The organism is Variovorax boronicumulans (genome assembly GCF_040544675.1).
GTDB classification, from domain to species: Bacteria; Pseudomonadota; Gammaproteobacteria; order Burkholderiales; family Burkholderiaceae_C; genus Variovorax; species Variovorax boronicumulans_D.
This window is the reverse complement of sequence record NZ_JBEPKK010000005.1, coordinates 20,387-35,758: the sequence shown is the minus strand read 5'-3', so window position 1 is coordinate 35,758 and position 15,372 is coordinate 20,387. Positions and strand designations below refer to the sequence as shown.

Genomic DNA, 15,372 nt, shown 5'->3' with positions numbered 1-15,372 from the left:
TTTGTAAAGGATCAGTGCGGGGAACACCGCGGAACCGGCTTAGCCGGGCCGCAGGTGTTGCCCCCGGCGAGGGGGGAGGAGAAGCGACACGAAGTGCGCGAAGCCTGGGGGAGTACCTAGTGAAGCACCCGTGAAACGGGTGCTCCGCCGATGTCGGCTTCCAGTACGAACATCGGCACCGGCACATCGAAACGCTCGCCTTCCTCGGTCACCACGAAGAAGCTGCCGTGCATGGTGCCGCTCGCGGCCTGCAGCCGGCAACCGCTGGTGTAGCGAAAGGACTCACCGGGGGCCAGCAGCGGCTGCTGGCCGATCACGCCCAGGCCCTTGACTTCCTGCGGATGCCCCGACGCGTCGTTGATGAGCCAGTGGCGCGCGATCAGTTGCGCGCCCACCGTGCCCACGTTGGTGACGGTGATCGTGTACGAAAAGGTGTAGATCTTGTCCTTCGGGGAGGACTGGTCGGCCAGGTAGCGCGGCTCGACCTGGACACTGAAGGGGCTGTTTGACATGGGGCGGATGGTAACGGAGGCCTTCCCTCCCGCCTTCCCCGCGACTTTCCTCGGACTTCCCCCGGCTGCGAGAATCGCGGCCCATGAGCACCCCGTTCCGCATCGCGCCCTCCATCCTGTCCGCCGACTTCGCGCACCTCGGCCAAGAACTCACCGACGTGATCGCCGCCGGCGCCGACTGGATCCATTTCGACGTGATGGACAACCATTACGTGCCGAACCTCACCTTCGGCCCGATGATCTGCCAGGCGCTCAAGCCCTACGCCAAGAAGGCCGACGGCACGCCGGTGCCGGTCGATGTGCACCTCATGATCCAGCCGGTCGACGCCCTGGCCGCCTCCTTTGCGCAAGCGGGCGCCGACTACATCAGCTTCCACCCCGACGCCTCGCCCCATGTGCACCGCAGCATCCAGGCCATCAAGGGCGCGGGCTGCAAGGCCGGACTGGTGTTCAATCCAGGGCTGGGGCTCGAAGCCCTGGACTGGGCCATCGACGACATCGACCTGATCCTCATCATGAGCGTGAACCCCGGCTTCGGCGGCCAGAGCTTCATCGACTCGGCGCTGCGCAAGATCGAACTCGCGCGCAAGCGCATCGAGCAGAGCGGGCGCGACATCCGCCTGGAAGTGGACGGCGGCATCAAGGCCGACAACATTGCGCGCGTGGCCTCGGCTGGCGCAGACACTTTCGTGGCGGGCAGCGCGATCTTCAATGCCAAGGATTACGGCGCAGTGATCGCCGACATGCGCAAGCAGCTGGCCGGCGTCAGCGCTTGACCTTGTCGTTGTAGACGCGGTCGGTCACCGGCCCCCGGTCGGTATCGACCATGCCGCGTTCGACGTCTTCGTGGGCCTGGCGGGCCACCTCGGACGGCTGCCCGTCCTGCGTTTCTTGGCTGTCGGACGACTGGTCGCGCTCGTGCGGCAGGCGCGGCGCCGCATCGCCGCCTTGCTGCACCTTGGTCTTGCCGCCGCCGGCGTCCTTCAGGGGGTCGCTGGGGTCGGTCTTGGGGGTCGGGTTCGTCGATCTGCTCATGCGAAGGCTCCTTCGGTCTTTGCCGAAATCATGCCGCGCGGAGGCCGGGGGCTGCGGTAGGACGTGCAAGGCAGGTCCTGTAGGTGACGGCTAGTCTGATGGCCCGCATCGCACTCTGCGCATCGCGACAGCAGAAGGTTCCAGAAATTTCTTCCTCGGAATCTGCATGATTTCACCAATGCCCTTTGTGCTTTCCGGCCAACCACATCACGGCCGTCGCAACAACCGTCATACCGAGGACGACAAACAGCAAGCTGCGCAATTCGGATGCGCTGACGGAGAAATAAAGTACACCCTGAATTGCCCAGCGAATCAAAGGCGCGGCGAGCAAAGCAGCCAGGGAAAAGCCGACGCCAAACATGAAGAGGCAGCTCACAAACAGAGTTCCGAACATTCTCAGGCCTGGTCTTCGTGACGGATTCATCTTCCACCTCTGGTTGGGTTGCCGGTGCTTTTAGACCATCAGGATTATTGAACCTGGCGCTTTAGCCATGGATTTAAATAACCATTTCATCCGTTCTGCGCGAGCGCGCCGACTGGAAAATAAGGCGTTTTTCCAATGACCGGAAAGATAACGTACGGTCAAAAATCATAGGCCTGCATGAATGGGTACGGGTCTTCATACCGTGAAGGTGGCTCGACCGGCAACCACTCCTTCGGGATGAGCGGCGTCTCCACATTCACCTCGTAACCTGCTCGCCAGGCAATCTTGGCGTACATCGTTGCGTGAGTGCCGATGAAGAAATGGGTGAAGCCGAACTCGAGTTGGTCGTTGCGTACCTTGGCGACTTTGGACGAGGTCAGTTCGGCCAGGGCGGTCTCCATGCCGGGCTTGTCGCCGCGGGCCAGCGCCAGATAGAAGCGCTGATCCACCATGAAGCGCTTAAGGCCCTTGGGTTCGGCGTCGAGTTGCTCTTGCGCGCGGCGAGCCAGTTCGGTCCAGTCGCCTCGCAGAGCCAAGGTCATCTGGTAGTGACGAAAGACATGTTCCTGGGGATTCCGAACACGCTTCCACGTGTAGTCGCTCAGTGGCTCCAGGCTCATGAAGCGATCGATCAAAGGAAGGCAGTCACTCATCAAGCAATGAAAATACTCTTGCTCTCGCATCACTCCTAGCTCATTGCCTTCCTTCTGCCGGATGTACATCAGCTTGCTGGCAACGTAGGACTCCTGTTTGAAGGCGTCAAGGCGGCCATTGCCAAACCACGCCACGATGGCGCGAGCTCGGTGAAGACTCTCAAGGGCCTGGATGCAACCATCACGGCTTCCCCGTCCCGTCGCAATCATCACCTCCGGGCGGTCATTTTCTTCCCACTCATCGAATTGCCTGGCGTGCCCCCCTACATGCGCCAGACCGGCACGCAACGACTCCATGTATCTTGCATCCATCGCCTGTTTCCCTTCATTCTTTTATTGTTTGTTCGACGTCCAGTGGCATATGCAACCGTTCGCCAGTGATTCGTTCAACTCTGCCAGACCAGCTCCCGGTCAGGCAGGCTCCTAAACAGCGCCCCGCTTCGCGCCCGCGCAGACCCTCCGCAATAATGCCCCGCATGTCCTCCGATCCTTTTGCCGGCGCGGCGACCGACAGCCTGCGCATCCACACCTTCGCCTCGCTCAATCCCGGCCCCCGTTTCCTCGTGATCGGCGGGGTTCATGGCGACGAGACCTGTGGCACCACGGGCATCGAGCGCATCCTGGCCGAGCTGGACGCCGGCACGCTGCAACTGCAGCGCGGCGAGCTGACGCTGGTGCCCGTGGCCAACCCGCTCGCGAGGCGCCGCCTGCAGCGCGAGGGCGAACGCAACCTCAACCGCCTGTTCCGCCCCACCCAAGACCCTGCCGACTACGAAGCCCGCATCACCAACCGCCTAGCGCCCGTCATTGCGCGCCACGAGGTGCTGCTGGACCTGCATTCCTTCCAGAGCGCGGGCGAGGCCTTCGCGATGATCGGGCCGCGCGACAACACAGGCACGCTGGAGCCCTTTGCCCGTTCGTACGAAGAAGGCCAGCTCGCGCTGCACATCGGCACGCCCATCGTGGTGGAAGGCTGGCTCGACATCTACGCCGCCGGCCTTGCCCAGCGCGCGGGCGGCGCGCCGGCCGACGAGGCTGCGCTCGATTTCGGCCGCGGCACCAACGAATACATCCGCAGCTGCGGCGGCTACGGCGTCACGCTCGAATGCGGCCAGCACCAGGACCCCGAGGCGCCCGAGGTGGCGTGGCGCGCCATCCGCCGCACGCTGGCGCTGCTGGGCATGGCTCCTTTGCCGCCGGGCCTGCCGGCCGTTTCGGCGCAACCGAAGCTCTTGCGCCTGGCCAGCGTGACCGACCGCCTGCACGAGGACGACAGCTTCGTGCGCGACTGGGCCACCTTCGACGAAGTGCGGCGCGGCGAGCCCATCGGCATGCGGCACGACGGCACCATGCTGAACGCGCCCGGCGACGGCTTCATCGTGTTTCCCAATGCGCTCGCGCAGCCCGGCGCCGAGTGGTTCTACTTCGCGCATCCGAGCGAACGCGTGCTCGGGCCGGTCGCTGGCAGCGCCTGACGCCGCGTTCCTACACCGCCCGTCCAGTGGAGGGGCACACATTCCAAAGCTGAAGGAGTGTGCCCATGCCCGTCTCGAAAAAATCGCCCGCGCCGCGCGTCCTGTGGAAGGGCGCGATCAGCTTCGGCCTGGTCCACATTCCGGTGGCGCTCTACTCGGCCACCACCGACCACGGCATCGACTTCGACTGGCTCGACAAGCGCAGCATGGACCCGGTGGGCTACAAGCGCATCAACAAGAAGACCGGCAAGGAGATTGCGCGCGAGAACATCGTCAAGGGCGTGGAATACGAGGACGGCGAGTACGTGGTGCTCAGCGACAAGGAAATCGCCGCCGCCTACCCCAAGACCACGCAGACCATCGAGATCGAGACCTTCGTGCCGGCCAACGGCATCCCGTTCGTGTACCTGGAGCGGCCGTACTACGTGGCGCCCATCAATCGCGGCGCCAAGGTCTACGCGCTGCTGCGCGAGACCCTGCAGCGCAGCGGGCGCGTGGGCGTGGCCCGCGTTGTTATCCAGACCAAGCAGCACCTGGCGGTGCTGGTGCCCGTGGGCCCAGGCCTGGTGCTGAACCTGTTGCGCTGGGGCGCCGACATCCGGCCCTGGGCCGACCTACCGCTGCCTTCGGAAGACGTGAAGAAAGCGGGCCTGACCGAGCGCGAGCTCAAGATGGCCAAGCAGCTGGTCGAGGACATGAGCGCCGACTGGGACCCCAGCGAGTTCAAGGACGAGTTCAAGGACGAGATCCTGCGGCTCGTCGACCGCAAGGTGAAGGCGGGCCAGACCGAGACGGTGACGCAGCCCGAGGCGGAAGAGGGCCAGTCCACCGAGCGCCAGGGCGCCAAGATCATCGACCTGACCGAGCTGTTGCAGCGCAGCCTGCGCAACAAGGGCGGCGGCAAGGCGAAGGCCTCTGCCGATGAGGAAGACGACGCGGAAGAAGAAGAAGAGGAAGAGCCGGCACCGCGCGCCAAGCCTGCGGCGAAAAAGACCAGGCCCACGGCCAAGTCCACTTCGAAGACCAGCTCCAAGACCACGTCCAAGACAGCATCCAAGGCGACCGCACGCACGCGCCGCGCGGCCTGAGGCACCTTCGCCATGGGCACCACCGCATCGGCCGCGCGCAAGGCGCTCGCCAAGTACCACGGCAAGCGCGATTTCTCGCGCACACCGGAGCCCAAGGAGGGCGGCCGGGCGGGCAAGGGCGTGCTCTCCTTCGTCGTGCAGAAGCACCACGCGAGCCATCTGCACTACGACTTCCGGCTCGAACTCGACGGCACGCTCAAAAGCTGGGCCGTGCCCAAGGGGCCGTGCCTGGACCCCGCGGTCAAGCGCATGGCGGTGCATGTGGAAGACCATCCGATTTCGTACGGCGGCTTCGAAGGCACCATTCCGCCGAAGCAGTACGGCGCCGGCAGCGTGATCGTCTGGGATCGCGGCGACTGGCTGCCGGAGGGGGGCAGCGAAGGCGATGCGCGCAAGGCGCTCGCGGCCGGCAAGCTCAAGTTCGAACTGCGCGGCGAAAAATTGCGCGGTCACTGGACGCTGGTGCGCATGCACGGCAAGGGCGACGAGAAGCACGAGCCCTGGTTGCTCATCAAGGAGCGCGACGACCAGGCGCGCGATCTGGCCGGCTACGACGTGCTTGAGGCGCAGCCCGTGAGCGTGCTGACCGGGCGTGGCGTGGACGAGGTGGACAGCCCGCCGAAAAAAATGGCGATCAAGGCACCCGCGAAGAAAGCAGCGGCAAAGACGCCCGCGAAGAAGACCGCCGCCAAAGAGGTCGCCAGGAAGGTCACCAAAAAGATCGCGCTGCCCGCCTCCCTGCAGCCCCAACTCGCCACCCTCGCCGCAGCGCCCCCGTCTTCACCCGACGACTGGCTCTACGAACTTAAGTTCGACGGCTACCGCCTGCTCACCCGCATCGACAAGGGCAAGGTGCGCTGCTTCACCCGCAACGGCCACGACTGGACCGACAAGCTGCCCGGGCTCGCCAAGGCCCTCGCGAAACTCGCGACCGACGCGGCCTGGCTCGACGGCGAGATCACTGTCGAAGGCGACAAGGGCGCGCCTGATTTCCAGGCGCTGCAGAACGCCTTCGACAGCGGTGCCACCTCGTCCATCGTCTACTGGCTGTTCGACGCGCCCTTTCTCGACGGGCAGGACCTGCGCGACACGCCGGTCGAAGAGCGCCGCGCCCGGCTCGCGCGCCTGCTGGGCAAGAAGCCGCCGGCATCGCTGCGGCTGAGCGAGGCCTTCGACGCGGACCCGCGCGACCTGCTCGCATCGTCGGCGCGCATCGGCTTCGAGGGCGTTGTCGGCAAGCGCAAGGGATCGCCCTATGTGTCGCGCCGTTCGCCCGACTGGATCAAGCTCAAGAACCAGCAGCGGCAGGAGTTCGTGATCGGCGGCTACACCGCGCCCAAGGGGGCGCGCACCGGCTTCGGCGCGCTGCTGCTCGGTGTGTACGACGAGGCCGGCGGGCGGCTGCGGTATTGCGGCAATGTGGGCACCGGTTTCAATGCCGACCGCCTGGCCGACATCAAGGCCCGCCTGGACACGCTGGCCACCGACGACTGCCCCTTTGCGACCCGGCCGCAAGGCGTGAAGGCGCAGTGGGTCAAGCCCAGGCTGGTGGCCGAGGTCTCGTTCGGCGAATGGACGCGCGAAGACCGCGTGCGCCATTCGGTGTTCCAGGGGCTGCGCGCCGACAAGCCCGCGCACGGCATCGTGCGCGAACGGCCGGGGCCGCCCGATGCGCCGCCCGATGCCCCGCCCGATTCACCGGCCGCGAAGCAGAAGAAAGGAAAGACGCCGATGGCGCTGAAGATCTCCCACGCCGACCGCGTGATCGACGCCCAGAGCGGTGTCACCAAGGGCGAGCTCGCGGCCTACTACGACAGCGTGGCCACGCTCATGCTGCCGCACCTGCGCGGCCGCCCCGTGTCGCTGGTGCGCGCGCCCGAGGGCGTGGGCGGCGAGCTGTTCTTTCAGAAGCACCTGCAGAACCGCGAGATCCCCGGCGTGAAGCTGCTCGATCCCGCGCTGGACCCCGGCCACGAGCCGCTGCTGCAGATCGACGTGAAGACCGGGCTTCTGGGCGCCGCGCAGATGAACGTCATCGAACTGCACACCTGGAACGCCACCTCGCGCGCCATCGACCGGCCCGATCGCATGACCTTCGACCTGGACCCGGGCGAAGGCGTGACGTGGCCGCAGATCCAGGAAGCCACGATGCTGGTGCGCACGCTGCTCGACGAACTGGGCCTGCCGTCGTTCCTGAAGACCAGCGGCGGCAAGGGGCTGCATGTGGTGGTGCCGATCCGCCGGCAGTACGGCTGGGACGAGGTCAAGGGCTTCTCGCAGGCCGTGGTGGTGCACCTGGCGCAGACCATTCCGGACCGCTTCGTCGCCAAGAGCGGGCCGCGCAACCGGGTGGGGAAGGTGTTCGTCGATTACCTGCGCAATGGCTTCGGTGCGACGACGGTGAGCGCGTGGTCCGCGCGCTCGCGTCCGGGGCTGGGGGTGTCGGTGCCCGTGGCATGGGACGAACTGCCCGCGCTGACGGGTGCCGCGCAGTGGAACGTCGCCAACGTGGCGGAGCGCTTTGCAATCGGCAACAAGCCGTGGGCCGCTATGGAGCGCAGCCGCAAGGGGCTCGCTGCGGCGATGAAGATGCTGGGCTACAAGTGAGTTGCGGGCCCCAGATGCCTACTGAAACACTTCCCGCGTCGTGACCTCGAAGCGCTGCAAGGTGTTCGCCCCGAACACCATCGTGATCGGCACGTCTGCCGCATCGCGCCCGTAGGCCATCACCACCCGTCCGATGCGCGGCGTGTTGTGGCGGGCGTCGAAGGTGTACCAGCGGTTGCCCAGGTACACCTCGAACCATGCGCTGAAGTCCATCGGATAGGGCACCGGCGGAATGCCGATGTCGCCCAGGTAGCCGGTCGCGTAGCGCGCGGGAATGTTCATGCAGCGGCACAGCGTGATCGCCAGGTGCGCGAAGTCGCGGCACACGCCCGTGCCCTCGCGAAAACCCTCCAGCGCGGTGCGCGTGGCGCGCGCGTTCTGGTAATTGAAGCGCAGGTGCCCGTGCACGAAATCGCAGATCGCCTGCACCCGGCTCCAGCCGGGCGTGATGTTGAGGAAGTTGGCCCAGGCGAACTGCAGCAGCTCGCTGTCGACCTCGCAATAGCGGCTGGGCAGCACGAAGGGCAGCACCGACACCGGCAGGTCGGCCGCCGCATGCTCGATGGCGCCGTAGTCGACCACATCGGGCAGGCCGCTGTCGTACACGGTCGCTTCGTTGCGCAAACGCACGCTGCTCACGCCGAGGGGCACATGCACCCGCGCGCAGTGGTTGTCGAAGCTGTCGCGGTAATGGTCGGTGACCAGCGGCGGGCTGATGGTGATCTGCTCGCTGCCCTGGATGTCCGCGGCGCGCGAGAGATGCACCTGCAGCATGTAGATCAGCGCGGTGGGGGCGGTCACGCCCAGTTCGATGTCGTAGCCGATCCTGATCTGCATTGGAGTTCTTCCCTGGAGGAGCCGGAGGAGCGCCGGTGCGCAAAAACACGGGATGGGGCTGAAAGCAGGAAGACAAGCACGATCAATGCCGTCTTGAAATTTGTGTCCGGCCCATGCTATGCCACGCGGCGCAAAAAACCACGCCGCCACAACGCGCAACGTGCCGTAGGCCGCCGCGAAGCGCTGTAGTCGTACTCCTACCGCCGACGCGCGCGCCCTCCCACATAGGAGGAGGGGGCGCCACTACGGGTAACAGTCGCTGCAAAAACTAACCTCAGGCACTCAATGCCCGGGGCGTCTTTCCTTGGAGGGAAATCATGGATCTTTCATCGCTGTTCGGCGCGCTCAACGGTTCGTTGGCCGACGAAATCCTCATCTGGACCGTTGCCGCGGTCGCGGGTTCCATCTGCCTTGTCGCCGTGGTCAACGTGCTCGACATGCTCCTGGACAACAACAACGAAATGGGCTGAACGCCTTTTTCCATCTGCCCCTTTACTGCTCCCATGAAAGATTCCAGGTCCTCGATGACGCCACAGAACAAAGCCGCTGCAGGTCGCCGCGCCGGATCCACCAAGCCAGGTGACGGCCGCAACGCCAAGCAGCAGCAGCTGGACGGCTTTGTCACCGAGCATCCCGCGCACCTGACGACCAACCAGGGCCTGCAGATTCCGGACAACCACAACTCGCTCAAGGCGGGTGCGCGCGGACCCACGCTGCTGGAAGACTTCCTCCTGCGCGAGAAGATCACGCATTTCGACCACGAGCGCATTCCCGAGCGCGCGGTGCATGCGCGCGGTTCCGCGGCGCATGGCTACTTTCAGGTCTACAAGTCGATGTCGCAGTTCACTTCGGCCGACTTCCTGCAGGACCCGGATGTGAAGACGCCCGTTTTCGTGCGCTTTTCAACCGTGGCCGGCGAACGCGGATCCGCCGATACGGTGCGCGACGTGCGCGGCTTTGCCGTCAAGTTCTACACCCGCGAAGGCAACTACGACCTGGTGGGCAACAACATCCCGGTGTTCTTCATCCAGGACGCGATGAAGTTCCCCGACCTCGTGCACGCCGTCAAGCCCGAGCCGCACCATGCGATGCCGCAGGCCGCGAGCGCGCACGACACCTTCTGGGACTTTGCCTCGCTCATGCCCGAAACCACCCACATGCTGATGTGGGCGATGAGCGACCGCGCCATCCCGCGCAGTTACCGGATGATGGAAGGCTTCGGCGTTCACACCTTCCGCTTCATCAACAGCCGCGGCGAGAGCCACTTCGTCAAGTTCCACTGGAAGCCCAAGCTGGGCATCCACGGCCTGGCGTGGGACGAGGCGCAGAAGATCGCCGGCAAGGACGCCGACTTTCATCGCCGCGACCTCTGGGAAGCCATCGAGAACGGCGATTTTCCCGAATGGGAGCTGGGCGTGCAGATCGTCCCCGCCGACAAGGAGCACTCGCTGGGCTTCGACCTGCTGGACCCCACCAAGCTGATCCCCGAGGAAATGGTGCCCGTCCAGAAGATCGGCAAGCTGGTGCTCAACCGCAACCCCGACAACTTCTTCGCCGAGACCGAGCAGGTGGCCTTCCACCCCGGCCATGTGGTGCCGGGCATCGACTTCAGCAACGACCCGCTGCTGCAGGGGCGGCTGTTCTCGTACACCGACACGCAGATCTCGCGGCTGGGCGGCGCCAACTTTCACGAGCTGCCGATCAACAAGGCCTTGTGCCCGTTCCACAACTTCCAGCGCGACGGCATGCACCGCCAGACCATCGCGCGCGGCCAGGTGGCCTACGAGCCCAACACGCTGGGCAGCGGCACCGAGTTTCGCGTCGACGGCGGCAGCAACGGCTTCCAGTCGTTCCCCGAGGAGATCGACGCACCCAAGGTGCGCCGTCGCAGTGCGTCTTTCGACGACCACTTCACGCAGGCGCGCCTGTTCTTCAACAGCCAGACCGCGCCCGAGCGGGAGCACATCATCGCGGCCTTCCGCTTCGAGCTTTCCAAGCTGGAAGTGCCGGCCATCCGCCAGCGCATGGTCGACAACCTCGCGCATGTGGACGAGAAGCTCGCGCGCCGCGTGGCCGAGCCGCTGGGCATCGGCGAGCCTGACGCCAAGGCGGCTGCGGGCCGCGCGGGCTTTCGCGACCACCGCATCGCCTTGCCCATCGACGAGTCGCCGGCGCTGCGCATGGCCGACACCGGCGACGGCACCATCCGCACGCGCAAGATCGCGATCCTCGTGGCCGACGGTGTCGACTCGGCATCGCTCAAGCCGATCCGCGAGGCGCTGGAGCAGGCCGGCGCGCAATGCAAGGTGGTCGGGCCGCGCCTGGGCACCGTGGCCAGCGCATCGAAGCGGCAGATCGACGTGGACGCGACCTTCTCGAACACGCCCTCGGTGATGTTCGATGCGGTGCTGGTGCCCGCCGGCGCCGACAGCGCCGCCTCGATGTCGGGCATGGGCGATGCGGTGCACTTCGTGCTGGAGGCCTACAAGCACTGCAAGGCCATCTGCACGGTGGGCGAGGGCGTGAAGCTCCTGGCCACGCTGGGCATCACCGCGGACGGCGAAGCGCCTGCGGGCGTGGTCGTGGCCGCCACCCCGGTCACCAACCTGGGCGACACCACCGCGGCGACGCAGATTGCGCAGGACTTCGTGGCGGCCATCGCGAAGCACCGCCATTGGGATCGTGCGAATACCGACGCGGTGCCTGCCTGAGTCCGGGCGCAATCGCTCGCTAGTCCTTTAGCGCTAGACCGTATTGCGAATAGCCCCGAAGGTAGCCCCCTCCTAGACTTTCCCCACGAGGCCTGAACGGCGCGCACTTCCGCGGCGTCGAGCATCTGCAGCACCAACAGCAGACGCAACGGCCGCGTGCGGGGGTCCAATGGCTTGGTTTTCAAGATGGGGATGGGAGCGCCCTGCACGTCGTCGTGCGGGATTCGCAGGTGCGATCGGTCTGGCCGGCATTCTTCTCCTGGGCTTCGGTCCTTCGGCATCGGCGCAGCAGCAGCAAGCGCCCGACGCCGAAGCCGCCGCCAGCAAGATGGAGCAGGCGCGGCTGGCCGACACCGACACCTTGCTGGCCCTGACCAGCGAAGGCGCCGTGCTCTACGGGCAGGACGCGGTCAAGCTCTCGGGCTACCAGTACTGCAGCCAGGCGGTCGCGCTCGCGGAAGCGGGCGAGTTCCGCCAGAGCATCCGCGCCGCCAGCAAGGCGCTGCACCTGGCCAACGCCACCCGCGATCCGAACCTGATGGCCATGGCCAACCGCGACCTCGCGATCGTCTACAGCTACTCGGGCCAGTTGGAAAAAGCCGAGGAGTTCGCCCGCGAAGCGCTCAAGCATCCGGCGCGCGACCCCCGCCTGGTGGTCGGCCCCGTGCAAAAGGTGCTGGGCGATGTGCGCACGCGCCGCGGCGATTTTTCGGGCGCTGTCATCAGCTACGACGAAGCGCTGGCCAACAGCTCGCCGCGCTATGCGCCGCTGGTGCAGGCATCGCTGGTCAACGCGCTGATCGAATCGGGCGACGCCGCGCGGGCGCGCCAGGTGCTCGGCACCATGGCCCCGCCCAAGGACGCCCCCCTCACCGCGCAGCTGGACCGCACCCGCGCACGCCTGTTGCTCGCCGAGAACAAGCCGGCCGAGGCGCGCGACATGTACCGCGCGCTCACCGCGCGCCAGGTCGGCGTCGACACCGAGTACTACCGCCTCTGGGCCTGGGACGGCGTGGCGCGCAGCGAGATGGCGCTGGGCCAGAAGCAGGCCGCGGCCGAGGCCGTGGGCCAGGCGCTGGGCGGCGTGGACAAGGTGCGCGCCAAGTTCCGCAGCGAAGAATTCAAGATGGGCCTGTTCTCGGACCTGCAGTCGGTGTTCGAGCGCGGCGTGGCCGTCTACAGCGACGCGGGCGATGCGCGGGCCGCCTTCGAGGTCAGCGAGCACAGCCGCTCGCGCGCGCTGCTCGATGCGGTGCGCGGCCGCGCCAAGATCGGCGACCAGTCCGCCACCACGGTGGACCTGGCCACGCTGCAGCGCACACTGGCGGCCGACGAGCGCGTGGTGCAGTTCCATTCGCTGCCCGATCGCCTCGTGGTCTGGGTGGTGAGCCCCACGGCCATCCAGGAGAAGACGATCGCGGTCAAGCGCGAAGAGCTCAACGAGCTGGTCGAGACCTTCCGCAACTCCATCGTTCGCGGCCGCCGCGCGGCCATCACCAACGCCGACAAGCTGGGCGCGGCGCTGCTGGGCCCGCTCGGCCTGGTCGCGGGCCAGCGCCTGGTGGTGGTGCCGCACGGCCCGCTGCACTACCTGCCGTTCCAGGCGCTGCGGCTGGACGGCCGCTACCTCATCGAGACGCATCCGGTCTCGGTGGCGCCTTCGATCAGCATCGCGGTGCAGCTGGCGCAGCGCACGCCGCGCGTGAACGCCTCGCTCACCGCCTTCGGCAATCCGCGCATCGAAGACAAGTACGACCTGCCGGGCGCCGAGACCGAGGTCAAGCGGCTCGCCCAACTGTTTCCGCGCAACACGGTGTACATGGGCGCCGCCGCCACCAAGACGCAGTTCCGCGACGTGGCCGCGCGCTCGCCGCTGATGCACGTGGCCGCGCACGCCGAGGCCGATGCGGTCGATCCGCTGTACTCCCGCATCCTGCTGGCCAACGAAGGCGGCAAGCAGAACTTTCTGGAAGCGCACGAGATTCTTGGCCTGTCGATGGAGGGCACCGCGCTGGTCACGCTCTCGGCCTGCGAATCGGGCCTGGGTCGCATCGCGCAGGGCGACGAGGTGCTGGGCTTCACGCGCTCGTTCCTTTCGGCCGGCAGCTCCAGCCTGATCGCCTCGCTGTGGCCGGTGTCCGACGACGCCACCGCCGTGCTCATGGGCACGCTGTACGGCGAGCTCGCCAAGGGCCGCGACATCCAGCGCGCCATGCAGGCCGGACAACTGGCCGTGTTGAAGGATCCCAAGATGTCCCACCCCTTCTTCTGGGCGCCGTTCAACCTGATCGGCAACTGGCGCCTCACCGTGGGAAGTTGACATGCATTTCGTTCGCCAACGCCCCACCCAGATCGTCCTCGCGGTCACCGCCCTCGTGGGCGCAACGCTGCTGGTCGCCGCCCCGCGCACGCACGCGGCAGACACCACCGAACTGCTGCCCACGCAAGACCCCTGCGGCAGCTGCGACCGTCCGCTCGCGCAGGCCACAGGCACCGTCGCGCCCCAGAGCCTGCCGGCCGCGCCGCGCCCCGCCGGCACCTCGTTCAGGCTCAACGACCTGCGCCTGAACGGCGTGAAGGCGCTGAGCAACGAAGAGCTGCAAGGCATCACCACGCCCTACATCGGCCGCGACGTCACGCTGGTCGAGCTGGAAGAGCTCGCCAAGGCGATCACCGCGCGCTACAAGGAGCGCGGCTACTTTCTCGCGCAGGCCGTGGTGCCGGTGCAGACCGTGCGCGACGGCATCGTGGAAATCAGCGTCATCGAAGGGCGCCTGGGCAAGGTCGATGTGGTGGTCGCGCCCGATGCGCCGCTGGCCGAATCGCGGGTGCGCGGCTTTCTTGCGCCGCTGCAGCCGGGCGAGGCAGTCAGCGCGCAGGGCTACGAACGCGCGATGCTGCTGCTGTCCGACCAGCCGGGCGTGAAGGTGTCCTCGGGCCTGCAGGAAGGCACGCTGCCGGGCACCACCGATCTGTCGGTCGAGGTGTCGGCCGCGCCGCGCTGGGCCTTCACGGCCGAAGCCGACAACCACGGCACCAAGGAATCGGGGCGCTTCCGCGTGGGCGGCACCGCGCGGCTGCTGAGCCCCTTCGGCATCGGCGACAACCTGGACATGCGGCTGATGGTGTCCGACAGCAATGCGCTGCAGTTCGGCCGCATCGCCTACGAGGCGCCCATCGGCACCAGCGGCCTGCGCGCCGGCGTGGGCCTGTCGCGCGTGAGCTACGAGCTCGGCGGCCAGTTCGCCGACCTGGAAGCGCAGGGCCGCGCCAACGTGCTGGACTTCTCGATCAACTACCCGCTGATCCGCCAGCGCCAGCAGAACTTGTTCCTGCGCCTGGGCGCCGACATCAAGGACCTGACCGACGAAATGCGCGCGGCCGACTTCACCGCGAAGAAGCGCATTCACGGCCTGAGCGCGGGCTGGACCTGGGAGCGGCGCGACGAGCTGCTGGGCGGCGGCTACTGGGCCAGCACCGGCACGCTGTACCACGGCAACCTGTCGATACGCGATGCGCTCAGCCGCGAGTTCGACGAGAGCAGTTCCGGCCACCGCACCGAAGGCAGCTTCACCAAGCTGAGCTTCCAGCTCTCGCGGCTGCAGTCCATCGTGCCGCGCCATTCGCTGTACCTGTCGGTCGGCGGACAGCTGGCCAGCAAGAACCTGGATGCTTCGGAAAAACTCGCGCTCGGCGGCGCGCGCGCGGTGCGTGCCTACCCCTCGGGCGAACTGCTGGTCGACCAGGGCGTGATCGGCACCGCCGAGTGGCGCTGGTCGTACAACGAAGAGCTCACTCCCTACCTCTTCTACGACGCCGCGCGCGGAAAGATCGTGCGCGACCCCACGCCCTTCGACGGACCCAACAACCACAGCCTGCGCGGCTACGGCGTGGGCCTGAGTTGGTCGCGGCCGGGCAATTTCTCGATCAACGCCACGCTCGCCTGGCGCGACGGCACCCGGCCGGCGCAGACCGACGGCGGCGGCCGCAACCCACGGCTGTACGTGCAGCTCACCAAGGCGTTCTGACC

At 66.8% G+C, this 15,372-nt stretch carries 13 protein-coding genes; 8 read left to right on the top strand and 5 right to left on the bottom strand.

Annotation, left to right across the window (positions count from 1 at the left end; translation table 11 throughout):
- Positions 1-116: 116 nt before the first annotated feature.
- Positions 117-512 carry a Co2+/Mg2+ efflux protein ApaG gene (gene apaG, locus ABIC90_RS10855; RefSeq protein WP_354354121.1) on the bottom strand — a complete coding sequence of 132 codons (396 nt, stop codon included), beginning with the start codon at positions 510-512 and terminating at the stop codon, positions 117-119.
- Between the two features lie 83 nt (positions 513-595).
- Here apaG and rpe point away from each other — a divergent pair, with 83 nt between their 5' ends.
- A complete protein-coding gene (gene rpe, locus ABIC90_RS10850) occupies positions 596-1,288 on the top strand; it encodes a ribulose-phosphate 3-epimerase (RefSeq protein ID WP_354354120.1) in 693 nt (230 codons plus the stop codon).
- Here rpe and ABIC90_RS10845 read toward each other — a convergent pair.
- From ABIC90_RS10845 to ABIC90_RS10835, 3 genes are all read right to left on the bottom strand, one after another.
- Positions 1,278-1,547, bottom strand: coding sequence for a hypothetical protein (locus ABIC90_RS10845; protein WP_354354119.1), 270 nt, complete (start codon positions 1,545-1,547; stop codon positions 1,278-1,280). The genes rpe and ABIC90_RS10845 overlap by 11 nt on opposite strands.
- Positions 1,548-1,719: 172 nt before the next feature.
- Positions 1,720-1,941, bottom strand: a complete 222-nt coding sequence (locus ABIC90_RS10840) for a hypothetical protein (protein ID WP_354354118.1) — start codon at positions 1,939-1,941, stop codon at positions 1,720-1,722.
- A 188-nt stretch (positions 1,942-2,129) separates the two neighbouring features.
- Complete coding sequence (locus ABIC90_RS10835) at positions 2,130-2,936, bottom strand: Imm49 family immunity protein (protein ID WP_354354117.1); 807 nt, start codon at positions 2,934-2,936, stop codon at positions 2,130-2,132.
- Between the two features lie 164 nt (positions 2,937-3,100).
- Here ABIC90_RS10835 and ABIC90_RS10830 point away from each other — a divergent pair, with 164 nt between their 5' ends.
- The 3 genes from ABIC90_RS10830 (at position 3,101) to ligD (ending at position 7,794) form a co-directional block, all read left to right on the top strand.
- Complete coding sequence (locus ABIC90_RS10830; protein WP_354354116.1) at positions 3,101-4,099, top strand: succinylglutamate desuccinylase/aspartoacylase domain-containing protein; 999 nt, start codon at positions 3,101-3,103, stop codon at positions 4,097-4,099.
- 65 nt (positions 4,100-4,164) lie between these two features.
- Positions 4,165-5,187 (top strand): Ku protein, encoded by a 1,023-nt coding sequence (locus ABIC90_RS10825; RefSeq protein ID WP_354354115.1) that lies wholly within the window; start codon positions 4,165-4,167, stop codon positions 5,185-5,187.
- A 12-nt stretch (positions 5,188-5,199) separates the two neighbouring features.
- Positions 5,200-7,794 (top strand): DNA ligase D, encoded by a 2,595-nt coding sequence (gene ligD / locus ABIC90_RS10820; RefSeq protein WP_354354114.1) that lies wholly within the window; start codon positions 5,200-5,202, stop codon positions 7,792-7,794.
- An 18-nt stretch (positions 7,795-7,812) separates the two neighbouring features.
- On the opposite strand, the gene ABIC90_RS10815 is transcribed toward ligD, so the two are convergent.
- Positions 7,813-8,631, bottom strand: a complete 819-nt coding sequence (locus tag ABIC90_RS10815; RefSeq protein ID WP_354354113.1) for a transglutaminase-like domain-containing protein — start codon at positions 8,629-8,631, stop codon at positions 7,813-7,815.
- 317 nt (positions 8,632-8,948) lie between these two features.
- Here ABIC90_RS10815 and ABIC90_RS10810 point away from each other — a divergent pair, with 317 nt between their 5' ends.
- From ABIC90_RS10810 to ABIC90_RS10795, 4 genes are all read left to right on the top strand, one after another.
- Entirely contained in the window at positions 8,949-9,101 is a 153-nt protein-coding gene (locus ABIC90_RS10810; RefSeq protein WP_354354112.1) for a hypothetical protein, read from the top strand.
- Positions 9,102-9,155: 54 nt separating this feature from the next.
- Positions 9,156-11,342 carry a catalase HPII gene (katE, locus tag ABIC90_RS10805; protein WP_436318195.1) on the top strand — a complete coding sequence of 729 codons (2,187 nt, stop codon included), beginning with the start codon at positions 9,156-9,158 and terminating at the stop codon, positions 11,340-11,342.
- Positions 11,343-11,511: 169 nt separating this feature from the next.
- The gene (locus tag ABIC90_RS10800; protein ID WP_354354110.1) at positions 11,512-13,662 is read left to right on the top strand and encodes a CHAT domain-containing protein; all 2,151 of its coding nucleotides are present in this window, start codon (positions 11,512-11,514) and stop codon (positions 13,660-13,662) included.
- A gap of 1 nt (position 13,663) precedes the next feature.
- Entirely contained in the window at positions 13,664-15,370 is a 1,707-nt protein-coding gene (locus ABIC90_RS10795) for a ShlB/FhaC/HecB family hemolysin secretion/activation protein (protein WP_354354109.1), read from the top strand.
- The last annotated feature ends 2 nt before the right edge of the window (positions 15,371-15,372 follow it).

Coding starts and splice junctions, on each gene's coding strand:
- apaG (WP_354354121.1), bottom strand. CDS start 512: ATGTCAAACAGCCCCTTCAGTGTCCAGGTCGAGCCGCGCTACCTGGCC.
- rpe (WP_354354120.1), top strand. CDS start 596: ATGAGCACCCCGTTCCGCATCGCGCCCTCCATCCTGTCCGCCGACTTC.
- ABIC90_RS10845 (WP_354354119.1), bottom strand. CDS start 1,547: ATGAGCAGATCGACGAACCCGACCCCCAAGACCGACCCCAGCGACCCC.
- ABIC90_RS10840 (WP_354354118.1), bottom strand. CDS start 1,941: ATGTTCGGAACTCTGTTTGTGAGCTGCCTCTTCATGTTTGGCGTCGGC.
- ABIC90_RS10835 (WP_354354117.1), bottom strand. CDS start 2,936: ATGGATGCAAGATACATGGAGTCGTTGCGTGCCGGTCTGGCGCATGTA.
- ABIC90_RS10830 (WP_354354116.1), top strand. CDS start 3,101: ATGTCCTCCGATCCTTTTGCCGGCGCGGCGACCGACAGCCTGCGCATC.
- ABIC90_RS10825 (WP_354354115.1), top strand. CDS start 4,165: ATGCCCGTCTCGAAAAAATCGCCCGCGCCGCGCGTCCTGTGGAAGGGC.
- ligD (WP_354354114.1), top strand. CDS start 5,200: ATGGGCACCACCGCATCGGCCGCGCGCAAGGCGCTCGCCAAGTACCAC.
- ABIC90_RS10815 (WP_354354113.1), bottom strand. CDS start 8,631: ATGCAGATCAGGATCGGCTACGACATCGAACTGGGCGTGACCGCCCCC.
- ABIC90_RS10810 (WP_354354112.1), top strand. CDS start 8,949: ATGGATCTTTCATCGCTGTTCGGCGCGCTCAACGGTTCGTTGGCCGAC.
- katE (WP_436318195.1), top strand. CDS start 9,156: ATGACGCCACAGAACAAAGCCGCTGCAGGTCGCCGCGCCGGATCCACC.
- ABIC90_RS10800 (WP_354354110.1), top strand. CDS start 11,512: ATGGCTTGGTTTTCAAGATGGGGATGGGAGCGCCCTGCACGTCGTCGT.
- ABIC90_RS10795 (WP_354354109.1), top strand. CDS start 13,664: ATGCATTTCGTTCGCCAACGCCCCACCCAGATCGTCCTCGCGGTCACC.